The sequence below is a fragment of the Paenibacillus taichungensis genome (assembly GCF_013359905.1).
Taxonomy (GTDB): domain Bacteria; phylum Bacillota; class Bacilli; order Paenibacillales; family Paenibacillaceae; genus Paenibacillus; species Paenibacillus taichungensis.
Map to the genome: position 1 here is coordinate 73916 of NZ_JABMCC010000115.1, position 13837 is coordinate 87752.

12 protein-coding genes are annotated in these 13837 nt (G+C 45.2%); 11 read left to right on the forward strand and 1 reads right to left on the reverse strand.

The window, feature by feature from the left end; all coding sequences use genetic code 11:
* Positions 1-23: 23 nt before the first annotated feature.
* Together HP548_RS19790 and yidC are read left to right on the forward strand one after the other, a co-directional pair.
* Positions 24-374, forward strand: coding sequence for a hypothetical protein (locus tag HP548_RS19790; protein WP_175382604.1), 351 nt, complete (start codon positions 24-26; stop codon positions 372-374).
* Positions 311-1177 carry a membrane protein insertase YidC gene (gene yidC, locus HP548_RS19795; RefSeq protein WP_099852708.1) on the forward strand — a complete coding sequence of 289 codons (867 nt, stop codon included), beginning with the start codon at positions 311-313 and terminating at the stop codon, positions 1175-1177. The genes HP548_RS19790 and yidC overlap by 64 nt, the downstream gene beginning before the upstream one ends.
* A 144-nt stretch (positions 1178-1321) precedes the next feature.
* Here yidC and HP548_RS19800 read toward each other — a convergent pair whose 3' ends face one another.
* A complete protein-coding gene (locus HP548_RS19800; RefSeq protein WP_175382605.1) occupies positions 1322-2437 on the reverse strand; it encodes a helix-turn-helix transcriptional regulator in 1116 nt (371 codons plus the stop codon).
* Between the two features lie 130 nt (positions 2438-2567).
* Here HP548_RS19800 and HP548_RS19805 point away from each other — a divergent pair, with 130 nt between their 5' ends.
* From HP548_RS19805 to HP548_RS19845, 9 genes are all read left to right on the forward strand, one after another.
* Positions 2568-3275, forward strand: a complete 708-nt coding sequence (locus tag HP548_RS19805; RefSeq protein WP_175382606.1) for a class I SAM-dependent methyltransferase — start codon at positions 2568-2570, stop codon at positions 3273-3275.
* Positions 3259-4356, forward strand: a complete 1098-nt coding sequence (locus HP548_RS19810; protein WP_175382607.1) for a saccharopine dehydrogenase family protein — start codon at positions 3259-3261, stop codon at positions 4354-4356. Before HP548_RS19805 ends, HP548_RS19810 begins: the two co-directional genes overlap by 17 nt.
* An 89-nt stretch (positions 4357-4445) precedes the next feature.
* Positions 4446-4739, forward strand: a complete 294-nt coding sequence (locus HP548_RS19815) for a hypothetical protein (RefSeq protein WP_076291026.1) — start codon at positions 4446-4448, stop codon at positions 4737-4739.
* 80 nt (positions 4740-4819) lie between these two features.
* Positions 4820-6112: an amidohydrolase gene (locus HP548_RS19820; RefSeq protein WP_099852697.1), complete on the forward strand. Its 1293-nt coding sequence runs from the start codon at positions 4820-4822 to the stop codon at positions 6110-6112.
* Between the two features lie 189 nt (positions 6113-6301).
* On the forward strand, positions 6302-8266 hold the full coding sequence (locus tag HP548_RS19825; RefSeq protein WP_175382608.1) for an ABC transporter ATP-binding protein/permease: 1965 nt from the start codon (positions 6302-6304) through the stop codon (positions 8264-8266).
* 44 nt (positions 8267-8310) lie between these two features.
* Positions 8311-8979, forward strand: a complete 669-nt coding sequence (locus tag HP548_RS19830) for a response regulator transcription factor (RefSeq protein WP_099852690.1) — start codon at positions 8311-8313, stop codon at positions 8977-8979.
* Complete coding sequence (locus tag HP548_RS19835; protein WP_175382609.1) at positions 8976-10313, forward strand: sensor histidine kinase; 1338 nt, start codon at positions 8976-8978, stop codon at positions 10311-10313. Before HP548_RS19830 ends, HP548_RS19835 begins: the two co-directional genes overlap by 4 nt.
* A 277-nt stretch (positions 10314-10590) precedes the next feature.
* Positions 10591-12426, forward strand: coding sequence for a UbiD family decarboxylase (locus HP548_RS19840; protein ID WP_076291030.1), 1836 nt, complete (start codon positions 10591-10593; stop codon positions 12424-12426).
* Positions 12427-12703: 277 nt separating this feature from the next.
* Positions 12704-13795 (forward strand): HD-GYP domain-containing protein, encoded by a 1092-nt coding sequence (locus tag HP548_RS19845; protein WP_099852681.1) that lies wholly within the window; start codon positions 12704-12706, stop codon positions 13793-13795.
* The last annotated feature ends 42 nt before the right edge of the window (positions 13796-13837 follow it).

Sequence of the window (13837 nt, forward strand, 5' to 3'; positions counted from 1 at the left end):
AACCTATAAAGGGGGTGAATCCCTTGTTTGAACTTCAGGAATTGATACCGTATATATTTTCACTCGGACTCATTTTCACAGTCAGTTACGCTTATATTGCCCATCTGCATTGTGGCATAACAGAGTACTGGATGGAAGGTGGGGCCGGAGGTGGTCTGGAGCCTGGATTGCCAACCTTGTCCTTGGACGGACAACACAGACCTGAAGCTTTAAGTCGAATCGTCAGACGAAGAGAATCCCCGGATGAAGATGAACCAGATTGCCATTCCTCGTTGTATGTACTTTCTACAAAACAACGAGGAGGATATATATGGGACATAAGACAAGCAAGGGGTTCACTGTTACATCTGGCAAGGGACGGATCTATGGCCTAATTGCAATTCTTTTTGCAGTGATGCTACTGGCTGGATGCAGTAACAACGTCTCAGAGATTAATTCATCAACACCAGGGTTCTTTAACCATTATGTTGTATTTCCGCTGTCGTATCTCATTCAGCATATCGCAACGATATTTAATGGAAGTTATGGGGTAGCCATTATTGTGATTACCCTCGTTATCCGTCTTGCGTTGTTGCCATTGATGATGCGACAAGCAAAATCTCAGCAAGGCACCCGAGTGATCATGAATGCTATGAAGCCGGAGATGGATGCGCTCAAGAAAAAGTATGAGGGCAAAAACGACCCAGCCGATAAGCAGAAGCTTTCGCAGGAAACGATGGAGCTGTACAAGAAGCACAAGTTCAATCCGCTGAATATTGGATGCTTGCCACTGCTGATTCAGTTGCCCATTCTGTCAGGTATCTACACGGCTATTCGGCTTACGCCGGAGTTGTCATCTCACTCCTTTCTGTGGTTCAAATTAGGAGCGCCTGACTATGTGCTTGCAGTCGTGGTAGCAATAATTTATCTGATCCAAGCCAAGGTATCGCAAGCCAATATGGCGCCGGAACAGCGAAAACAATTCGCAATCATGGGATATATCTCTCCTTTGATGATGGCCTTTTTCTCGCTTTCGGCACCTGCAGCGATGCCGCTGTATTGGACGATCGGCGGTTCATTCCTGGTCTTGCAGACGTTATTGTTCCGCAAATTGTATCCGGTTGAACACCCGCAAGAGCCCGTGGCTGTGCAGGTAAAGAACAAAAACATCAAACCTGCGAAGCCCGCTAAGTCCTAAGTTTTCACTGATGAGATTGGTGCACTAGAATTATATAAATTTAACGTATGTGTTGATATAACGGATGTTCTGCACCATCATGTAGCGCAAAGATGCCTTGTCCCATGGGACAAGGCATCTTTTTGTATGTCCAGGTTATGACATTCAAATTGCCGGCATATCAGACAACTGGAAACGGGATACAAAATACCAGATTAACTCACGGCGGGAGGATACGTCTGTTTTGGCAAAAATGGATTTCAAATGATCCTGTACCGTGTAAGCAGATATATGCATCGCTTCCGCAATTTCTTTGGAAGAATAACTGCGCAGCACGTAACCCAATAGTTCCCGTTCCCGAATGGACAACCCATGACTCTCGGCGAGTAAAGGCAATAAGTCCTGCGGCATAGCCTGTTCAAGCCTGATCGCAATCTGATCTGGACCTGAGAACTGTTGCATGCGGCTGGCATGAAGCACAAGGTAACGGCCATCCAGGAGTTGAATGCAAACTTTGGAAGGCGAATGAAGGATAGGTTCTTGCGCAACCATCAGGTCGGAATCTGTACGAATCTGACGCTGTAAATGCGAACTGACTGCCCGGACTGGGCGTGGCAATACATCTGGTCCCACATGCTCCAGTAAACGTAATTGCGATAGCCAATACTGAGCAGGAGCGTTCACGGATAACAGCTCGAAAGCGTCGGATGTGATCATAATACCTGGGTCCGTGGGACTTCCGCTCTTAATCTCGTCCACAAGAGTCAGACTTGTGGATCGTAACATCGATGCAATAGAAGGAGTCCAGGCCTGAATGCTCAGTCGCTCCTCTTCCGTGAATAAGGGTTGTTCCGTCTTGCGATATAGGGTCAGATACCCCCAACAGGCTCCGCCACTGACCAGTACAGCCCGAAGTTCATCACCGAAACCTGCGGGTTGAAGGATGTTATGATATCGAGCGCTGGATACTGGGTTTCCGCTTATCGATGCATGAAGGATCGCTGTATACTCACCGCTGCGAATCAAATCAGCATACTTATGTATGTCTTCTTCCATGTATTCATTAACGAACAGCCGATCATGAATGGCTTCAATGCCGTCTTCTGTCACGGCACCCGTTGAGAGAAGAGTTTGTGGATCAACCGTTGTGAAGCAATACGCGTCATAGGGAACGATATTCTGAATTTGTTTTAGGACAGCTTCCCGGTAGGTACGCGAGGTCCAGGTTCCTTTTTCGAGAGAAGTAATGAGTCGCTGGTTCGGTTCCATACCTGATGTCATTAAAGCTATCTCCTCTCCTCATGCAGATATCCCATTGTTCTGGGATTGTAGGCTCTGCGTATCCTTTTATAATGAAATTAGACGAACGAAGAGTCAAGTCTAACTTGAATCCATGAGGAGTGTAGTATCGATGGACCACAATCAACCATCTATGAGCTGGGATACGGCAGATGAAAACCGTTACGAACAATCGATAGCCCTGAAAATTCCGGGTTATTCTCATATGCATGATCTGATGGAGCGGCTGCTTGTCGCTTCTATCACGGATAACAACGAGGCTAAAATACTAATTGTCGGAGCCGGTGGAGGTAAGGAAATAGCTCTGCTTGGTTCTCGCCATGCGGGATGGACGTTTACTGGAGTAGATTCTTCCCAGCCGATGCTTCAGTTAGCAGAGAGAAGAGTCCAGGAAGCGGGAATCGAAGCCAGAGTGCAACTTAAATTCATGACGCTTGAAGCGTTACCGGAAGATGAGGTCTACGACGGGGCAACAAGTATGCTAATGCTGCATTTTATTCAGGGGATCGAGTCCAAAAGACGGTTCCTGTCCAATCTAGCGGCCAGACTCAAGTCTGGGGCGCCACTCATTATTGCAGCAGTGAATGCTGATCTTCATTCGCCTGTATATCCAACCATGATGCAAGCCTGGCAGGATCACATGTTAAGTAATGGTATTCAGCTTGAAGAATGGGAGCGGTTTGCAGCTTCCCTTGGCCGAGAATCGGATCCTATCTCATCTGAACAAATGATTGGGCTGATGAAAGAATGCGGATTCTCGCACATTACACCTTATTTCGGAGCATTTTGGGTGGAGGGATATTATGCGAAACGAGACTAAAACAGATTCTGTGAAAGACCAGATTTGGGTTGTTGGCGGATACGGTCAGGTGGGGCAAATGATATGTACGCAACTGGGACGATTGTTTCCCGGCAAGGTATGGGCGGCAGGTACGCGGATGAATCGGGCTGAGGAATTCAGCCGATCTACGGGTGGTATAGTCCAGCCGCTTCAATTGGATGTACGAAAAGCGATTGATCCTGTTGTGCTTCAATCGGTCAAGTTGGTGGTCATGTGTGTGGACCAGACGGATACCCGATTTGTCGAGGCTTGTGCGAAAGCAGGGACAGATTATATCGATATTTCAGCCAATTATGACTTTCTGGGTCAGGTCGAACAGCTGCATTCCAAAATGCAGCGTTCCAAAGCAACAGCCATGCTTAGTGTGGGACTGTCGCCTGGTGTGACCAATCTGCTTGTGCGTGAAGCAGGTGCCCATATGGAACAAGTAGACAAAGCGGACATTACCGTTATGCTGGGACTGGGTGAGAAACACGGGAAAGCCGCGGTGGAGTGGACTGTGGATCAGATGAATGCTACCTATCAGGTCATGAAAAAGGGCAAGCCAGTCGAAGTGCAAAGTTTTCACGATGGTAAATGGATTGATTTTGGGGCAGATCTGGGCCGCAGGAAAGCGTATCGGTTTAACTTTTCGGATCAACACGTCGTTGCTCGTACACTTCGTATTCCAACGGTTTCCACTCGGTTATGTCTCGATTCCCGTTGGATGACCAGATCCATGGCAATCTCGAAACGTATTGGGCTGTTCAAACTACTGCATGTTCCCTCCCTTCGTAATGGTACGGTCAAGGCTTTTGGGGTTATTCCCGGAGGGGAGCCGATGTTTGCAGTTAAGATAGATGCAGTGGGATGGAAAAAGGGCAAACAAGTCCATGTCGAGCAGCTGCTGGTTGGCGAGCGTGAAGCAGATGCAACAGCAGCAGTTGCGGCGGCAGTAGCGGAGCGAATGTATCGGACGGAACTGCCGCATGGTGTTTATCACATTGAACAATGCCTTTCTTTGCAGCATATTCAGGAAGCACTACGTTTTCCATTGAAAGTAACAACGAAGATCACGTAAATCATATATGTGTTTGGATCATTTTTTTTGCTCAGGCTCTCCGATCTGCTATGATGGAACAAATAATCATGCTAGAACGGAGGGAGATCATGAACTGCATTGCTGTATTGCCTTATTACAAAGTACAGAGAGAAGTGACGGGTCTCGCACAGGAAGTACTGCAGAGCGATCGGTCCATGATCCTTTACTCGGACAAGATTGTAACGAAATACCGCGAGTTTAACATTACGGAAGTGTTCGACATGTCCTTTCGGAGAATGGGGAATGAAGGTGGTTTCTTCTATCTACATACCAGCACCGGAGTCTATCCTTATATGGTCAACATAGATCCCAAACCTTTTATCCAAAGTTTCAGAACAATGACGACTCAAAAATTAACTTAATCTTGACCTTGCCGTTACGTGAAGGCTTATCCTCGGATTTGGAAGTAAGACAATCCAAACCTAGAGGAGTTGGGAAACGAATGAGTATTTTAATCCAGCAAGCCACAATCTTAACGATGAAAGACACCGATTCCCCCTTCAAGGGGGATATTCGCATTGTAGGTGACCGGATCGTAGAGATTGCTCCCCACATTCAGGCTCAACCGGGTGATGACATTATGGATGGTCAACATAAAGTGGCAATGCCGGGCCTGATCAATGCTCACCAGCATACACCGATGAGTCTGTTACGAGCATTCTCGGATGATCTGAAGCTGATGGACTGGCTTGACCGTAAGATGCTGCCTGCAGAAGCCCGGATGACACCCGAAGATATATACTGGGGAGCACAATTATCCATCGCCGAGATGATCCGTTCAGGAACTACAGCTTACGCTGATATGTACATTCACATGAATGAAATTGCAGAAGCGGTAACGAAAACCGGTATTCGGGCATCGCTCACACGCGGCATGGTATTCGTGGAGGATGACGGGGGGCGCAGATTACAGGAAGCTGTCGATTTGGTGCAGCGTTGGTCGGGTAAGGCAGAGGGTCGAATTACGACGATGTATGGCCCGCATTCTCCCTATACTTGCCCAGTAGAACCTTTGCGGGAAGTCATCACGATGGCGGAACAGGAGAACGTGCCTATCCACATTCATCTGGCTGAGACGAAAGAGGAAGTTGTGAAGATTCGTGAACGCTATGGCATGACGCCAACGGAGTACTTGGAAGAGGCAGGTATGTTCGAAAAGGCACATGTACTGCTTGCCCATGGCGTACACCTGAATCGCAGAGATATTGGCAGATTGAAAGGCATGCGTGGTGGAGTAGCGCACAATCCGGTCAGCAATCTGAAGCTGGGCTGCGGAATTGCTCCAATTACCGAGATGATTGCACAGGGAATTAACGTGGGTCTTGGAACCGATGGGGCAGGAAGTGCGACAACCATCGATATGTTTGAAGAGATCAAGGCTGCAACCTGGCTGCAAAAGCTGGATTATGGTGACCCTACCCGCTTGTCCGCAAGAGAGGTACTACACATGTCTACACGGGGAAGTGCAGGTCTGTTGAACCTTCAGGATGAAGTGGGTGTGCTGGAAGCTGGGCGCAAGGCCGACCTGATTCTGATTGATCTGCAGAAACCGCATTTGCAGCCGGTTCACGAGCTGGAATCATTGCTTGCATACAGCGTGAATGGAGCTGATGTAGATACCACCATTGTGAATGGTCGTGTACTGATGAGAGGCAGGCAGCTGCTAACGATAGATGAGGAAGAACTTTTCCGTCAGGTAGAGGTTCGGGCGAAGCGTATTGTTGAAGGGATTTAATGTCCCGAGCGGAACTAAGCAAACGGAGTCCTAATGAATGTAGGGCTCCGTTTGCTTTTTCTTACATAGTGTATTTCTTTTACCAGGCAGACTCAGATTGTCCAGTTCATTATCAGTTCACACAAATTTGTTAGAATGTGAAATGGCCAATATAGATAGGGTGTATGACTTGGAGAGGAAGAGATCAAGATGACTATATTAGAAGTTAAACATGTGAAGAAATCATACACGCTGTATGGTAAGGAAAAGGTCCCTGTGCTCCACGATGTGAATTTGAGCTTTGAAACAGGAGAATTCGTCTCGATCCTTGGTGAATCGGGTTGCGGAAAGTCAACCCTTATGAATATTATTGGTGGAATGGACTCCGATTTTGAAGGGGAGATCCTTGTTCGTGGAAAGAATTTAAGTGCCATGACTGAGAAGGAAATGGATGATTATCGGAAAAATAATATCGGCTTTGTGTTTCAAAATTTCAATCTGATCCCGCATCTGTCTGTGCTGGAGAATGTTACGATTGCCATGCAAATGACGGACACAAGTGAAAAGGAACGCAATAAGCGCGCTATAGATATTTTGACCGAGGTCGGGCTGAAGAATCATCTGAATAAACGGCCCAACCAGCTGTCGGGTGGACAGAAGCAACGGGTTTCCATTGCTCGTGCACTATCAAACAATCCAGACATTATTTTGGCGGATGAACCAACAGGTGCTTTGGATAAGGAAAACGGAGATCAAATCCTGGCTTTGCTGGACAGTATTGCGCAAAAAGGAATGCTGGTCATTGCGGTAACTCACTCGCAGAAAGTAGCTGATTCCGGTACGCGTATTGTAAAGGTAGAAGAGGGGCGGATTAAGGATGATATTCATCTAAAAGATCGTTCCTTGACCACTTATGAAGGCAGTCGTGGTGCTTCCAGAAACTTGGGCTTACTGGCTTCTTTCAAAATGGCTCTCAAAAATATGAAACTCAACGGCAAGCGTAATGTACTGGTTGCATTGGGTGGGTCGATCGGGATTTTAAGCGTACTTCTGATGCTCTCCTTGGGTAATGGGATAACGAGTTATATGAACGACGAAATCAATTCAAGTATGGACCCTTTGCTTGTGGATATAACGAAGCCCAGTGCAGATGCCAAAGATATGCAAGGCCCGCAAGCCTTGATGGCAGCAGGCGAACCTTTTACAGCGACCGATATTGAGACCATTCGCAAATTCCCTAATGTGGATCATGTAGAGACGATCACTACCATTACAGGAAAATCGACTATGGTTCATGCAAAGCAAAGTGTGGCACTTACGCAGTTAACGACGTTAACGGATGCTTTTGATCCAGCAATGATAACAAAGGGTACGCTTCCGGGAGAAAATGAGATGTTGTTACCCCTCGATACGGCGAATAAATTAAGCGGAAATGACCAAGCTGAATCCATGATCGGCAAGTCTGTGGTTCTATATATCAATGAGATGGATGGCAATAATAAACCGGTAACTTTGGAGAAAGAAATAACCATATCTGGTATTTATGAAGCGTCAGATCAAAGATCACCCATGCAGCAATCTCCGGGTTACATTTCATCAGATACGTTGGAGCAAATGTATACGGACAAAGGAATAACGATTGGGCCGATTCAAGTTAATGCTTATGCAACCGATATGAAATATGTCAATGATATTAATGCTGCTGCTGTTGATGCTGGCTTCTCTGGCTCCCAGACGGCAAAAATTATGGAAAATATCACGACTTATGTGAATATGGCCACGATCGTTCTGTCTGGTATTGCAGGCATTTCGTTGCTCGTATCCGGTATTATGATATTGGTTGTGCTTTACATTAGTGTCGTGGAACGGACGAAGGAAATCGGCATACTTCGGGCGATTGGAGCCAGAAAGAAGGATATCAAGCGAATCTTCTTTTCCGAATCTGCTTTGTTGGGAGTGTTTAGTGGTATCATTGCGGTAGTCTTCGCCGTCATTATTAGTTACGTGTTGAACATCCTTTTGGTCAACGCTTTTGGAGCAAAACTAATTAATTTATCCGGATATTATATATTGTTCGGAATCATTGTAAGTACAGTGATTAGTATCATCGCTGGTTTGATGCCATCTTCCAAAGCTGCCAAGCTGGACCCGATGGAATCCTTACGATATGAATAAATACAGTTGTGAATAATGAAAATTGCGGAAAGGATAATGCATAAATGAACACGATTCTTGTGGTTGATGATGATTCCCATATCCGCAAATTGATTCGAATATACCTTGAAACTAATCAGTTTTCCGTTGTGGAAGCGCCGGATGGCCAAGAAGCACTGAATATCTTGTCTCATACCAAAATTGATTTAGCGATTGTAGATGTGATGATGCCACGTGTAGATGGTATTGAACTGACCGAAGATATTCGATCTTATATGGACATTCCGATTCTGATGGTGACTGCCAAAGGAGAATCCAAGGATAAAGTCAGAGGATTCAATGCAGGGTCAGACGATTATTTAGTAAAACCTTTTGATCCTGTAGAGTTAATCTTGCGTGTAAAATCTTTAATGAAGAGATACAACAAGATTTCATCGAATGTTATTCATATAGGCGGTGCAATGATTAATCTGAGCAATTTGACAGTGGAGGCAGGAGCTCAATCGGTTGAATTGAAAAAGAAGGAATGTGAGTTATTGTTTGCTTTGGCGAGTTTGCCAGGGCAAATATTCACACGTACACAGCTTATAGAAGATATATGGGGTATCGATTATGAAGGTGATGAGCGTACCGTTGACGTGCATATCAAAAGGCTAAGAGAACGGCTGGAACCGATCCCCGAGCTGATCATTTCGACGATTAGAGGACTTGGATATCGTTTGGAGAGTGTATGAAAATCGTGAGGAAAAGCCTGCGTCTACGAATCGTAGTTACTTTTTTTAGTATAGTGATCGTTAGTTTAATTCTCTCCTTTATTTTAAATATACGGTCTCAAGAAAACACACCGAATCACTCCATGGTCACGATTGCTGAAGATATCGCTACGATGATAAATCTGATTGATGATCCGGAAAAAGTGAAGACAAGTTTGAATATCTTTGCGCGATACGGCTTGAATATAACTTCCGTGAACGAACAAAGTGAAGTGCTTGCTTCCTTACCAGATGATAAAGTTCATGAATTATTCGATGAAAACACCAGGGAAGCGTTCATTCTATCCAATAAAGATGAAACAGCGATTGTCGGTGTTCCTAGGATGAATGAAGAGAAAGATGCGCTTCTGATCAAAATTAATTTTTCATCGATTTTTCATAATGTGAAACGTACATTAGTTATATCGCTATTAACTGTCTTAATCATAGGAAGCTTATTAATCATGTTCATGTCTGGGTACATTGTGAAACCGATCAAAAGGCTAACTGCTGCAGCTAAGAAAATGGCATCAGGCGATCTGTCTGTCCGTTTGAAGCATAATAATCCAGATGAGTTTGGTGAGCTGATGGAGAGTTTTAATCATATGGCTCGTGAGTTGCAAAAAATAGACTCGGTGCGTGATGATTTTGTCAGTAATGTCTCTCATGAAATGCAATCTCCACTAACATCGATTAGAGGGTTTACAAGAGCGCTGCAAGATGGTGTCATCCCATTGGAGGAGCAGAAAGAGCATCTGGATATCATATACGAGGAAACATTGCGCCTTTCCAGGCTAAGTGATAATTTACTCCGGTTAGCCTCACTGGATTCGGAGCACCATCCGTTTAATCTCACTACCTTTCAATTAGATGAACAATTAAGAAGAGCGATCGTATTAGCAGAGCCCCAGTGGGCGCACAAAAATATCAAAATTGAATTGGATTTATTACCTTGCGAAATTACCTTAGATAAAGATCTGTTTGAGCAGGTCTGGCAGAATTTAATCAACAATGCGATAAAATATACGGGGCCGGATGGGGTCATTCACGTCGCAATCGAGATGTCCCCGTCATCTGTGAAGGTATCCATTAGAGATTCAGGACAAGGTATACCGGAGGGAGACCTTCCGTATATTTTCGATCGATTTTATATGGTGGACAAAGCACGGAGCAGTGCACTTAGAGGCAATGGATTAGGACTTTCCATCGTGATTAAAATTTTGAAATTACATGAGTGTACAATTGATGTGGAGAGCAGGGTTGGAGAAGGAACGCAGTTTACGGTTACGATCCCAAGACCTTCGATTGCATCTTAAGTAAACTCAATTAGCAATATTTAAGCAATTGTGGTCCTTATGAATGCAGGACTCCTGTTGCCTGAATATTGCTTTTTGGTGTGCTGCGTAAGAGATTTAATATATTGTTTTGTTTAGTGGCAGATGATTTGATAAGATAGAAGAGATGCGAGCATCAATCCATTTGTAGTGTGACGAGAATGAAGTAGATTCAACGTTTGATTCTATCCGCTACCCTTGCACATCTATGTGAATATATGAACATAACAATTTATTATATAAAGAATGGAGCCATCCAATGAAATATCGCAATATGGAAGATTGCATTAATGATCTAGAGCAACATGGACATTTGATTCGAGTGAAGGAAGAAGTGGACCCTCATTTGGAGATGGCAGCGATACATATGAAAGTACATGAGGCGAAAGGCCCAGCTCTGCTTTTCGAAAATGTGAAAGGCTCGAAGTTCCAGGCTGTTTCCAACCTGTTCGGTACACTGGAACGAAGCAAATTCATGTTCCGTGGAACGCTTGAAGGTGTACAACGTGTCATGGCTGTTCGGGATGATCCAATGAAGGCACTCAAGACGCCATTTCAGCATATCAGCACAGGTCTTGCCGCCTGGCAGGCTCTACCTAAGCAGAAGTCCATCAGTTTGCCTGTAACTGCGCAAGAGATTCAGATTTCGGATCTGCCGTTGATCAAGCATTGGCCCATGGATGGTGGAGCATTTGTTACACTGCCTCAAGTCTATTCGGAAGACCCGGACAAGCCAGGCATCATGAACTCCAATCTGGGCATGTACCGGGTACAGCTAAGTGGTAATGATTATGAACTGAATAAGGAAATTGGACTTCATTATCAGATCCATCGCGGAATTGGTATTCATCAGGCCAAAGCAGTCAAAAAGGGAGAACCTCTGAAAGTGAGCATCTTCATTGGGGGGCCGCCGGCACATACACTTTCTGCTGTGATGCCTTTGCCGGAAGGCCTCAGTGAGATGACTTTCGCAGGACTACTTGCCGGCCGTCGTTTCCGTTACAGCTATAAGGATGGGTATTGCATCAGCAATGACGCCGATTTTGTCATCACGGGTGATATTTACCCGGACGAGACGAAGCCTGAAGGACCGTTTGGTGATCATCTCGGATATTACAGTCTGACCCATCCGTTCCCGCTAATGAGAGTGCATAAAGTGTACGCCAAGCCGAATGCGATCTGGCCATTTACCGTGGTGGGTCGTCCTCCGCAAGAGGATACTGCATTTGGGGATTTGATTCACGAAATTACGGGTGATGCCATTAAACAGGAGATTCCGGGTGTAAAAGAAGTCCACGCTGTCGACGCAGCAGGAGTGCATCCGCTTCTGTTCGCGATCGGAAGTGAGCGTTATACGCCCTATCAGTCGGTAAAACAGCCAACAGAGCTGCTTACGATTGCGAGTCGCATTCTGGGTACAGGCCAGCTCAGTCTGGCGAAGTATTTGTTTATCACAGCAGAAGATCAGCAACCGCTGGATACGCACCGGGAAGTGGAATTCCTGACGTACATCCTGGAACGAATGGATCTGCAACGGGACATTCATTTCCATACCAATACAACGATCGATACGCTGGATTACTCGGGAACCGGATTGAACAGCGGCAGTAAGGTTGTATTTGCAGCCTATGGGGACAAGAAACGGGAATTGTGCCGTGAAGTACCAGAGACATTGAAGGATATCCGGGGGTATAGCAATCCGCAGCTCGTAATGCCAGGAGTTGTAGCCGTTCAGGGTGCGCCGTTCACCAGTTATGCGGATACAGAACAAGAAATGAAGGCATTTACGGATATGCTAAAGGAAAAAGGAGACCTGTCTTCTTGTCCATTGATTGTGTTATGTGACGATAGTTCTTTCCTGAGTGCGAACCTCAGCAACTTCTTGTGGGCGACATTTACCCGCAGTAATCCGTCCCATGATATGTACGGTGTGAACAGCAGTTACAACTATAAACATTGGGGCTGTGACCAGATCATTATTGATGCCAGAGTGAAGCCGCATCAGGCGCCACCGTTAATTCCGGACCCATCTGTTGAGAAAGGCATTGAACGCTTTTTCGTACAGGGTGCGAGTCTAAGCTCGATCAAAATATAGATGAATTCAATAAAAGCCCAAAGATTTTTTTGGGCTTTTTGGTTATATATGTGTAAAACAAGATGTCCGTTATCTAAATACAAAATCAAACCGGGACTTTTTTGAAAATGGGACTGAGAATAAAGTCTTATACGTTCGTATTTCCTTTTACGATTAAGGTCGTTTGGACTATGGAGAAAAAGAATGTATTTATCGATATAAAGTAGTATAGGGATTTTTGGGACCCGATCTAACGGGTACTGTTGACTATAAATGATTGTTCAGGGGGAATACCGATTTGAGAATCCATATTATGAACCTGCAAGATGGAGACCGTCTAACTGCGGATACATTCAGCGAAGCGGGATTACACGTTCTGGGTCAGGGTACTGTGATCAAAAGTGAAGATATCACCTTGCTGATGCAGCACCGCGTAGATTATGTGGATATTGAACCACGCGAGGAAGAGATCACGGAAGCGGAATTCTTTGCTGCTGCAGCAAAATTTGCATCTGGAGCAAGCACAAGCACCAAGGAAGAACCGCCTGAAGAAGAAATGAAATCTCAATTTATACAAACTGTACATAACTATCAATCTGCGTTTCTAGAAGCACTGACGGTGGGTAAGTTCAACGCTACGATGGTGGACGATGCGCTTCAACCGATGGTGGAGGGACTGGACGAGCAAAAGGATGTCGTACATCTCCTGATGATGCTGGAACGGGATGATGTCAATAACTACACACATTCCATTCAGGTTGGACTGTTGTCATTTTACTTGGCCAACTGGCTTGGTTATTCCCAAAAAGAGAGTTACCAGATCAGTCGTGGGGGCTATCTTCACGATATTGGCAAATGCAAGGTATCTCATCGGATACGCAACAAGATGGAACCGTTAACCGCAGATGAACAGCTCGAATTGCAGCGTCACACGATCTATGGACATGATATTATCAAAAGTTCCATGACGGATGAAGCTACTGCGTTGGTAGCTCTTCAGCATCATGAACTTGAGGATGGTACCGGATATCCGATGCAACTGAAGAAAGATGAGATTCATCCATACACACAAATCGTATCTGTCGCTGACATATACATCGGAATGAGATCTGGCAGTCACGGAAGCAGCAATCCGAACCTGATTAACAACTTGCGAGATATCTATGCGATGGGATTCGGCAAATTGAATGAAAAGCCGGTTCAAGCTTTGATGCAGCATCTGCTTCCTAATTTTATTGGTAAACAAGTACTGCTGAGCAACGGCGAGCGGGGTGTTATTGTCATGAACAATACATCCGATATTTTCAAACCACTGATCAAGGTGGAATCGGAACAATATCGTGATCTGTCCAAAGAACGCACTCTTGCCATTAATGAATTAATTATCTAAGTTTGCATATCAAATGAATTCACACAGAAAACGGGCCTCCTA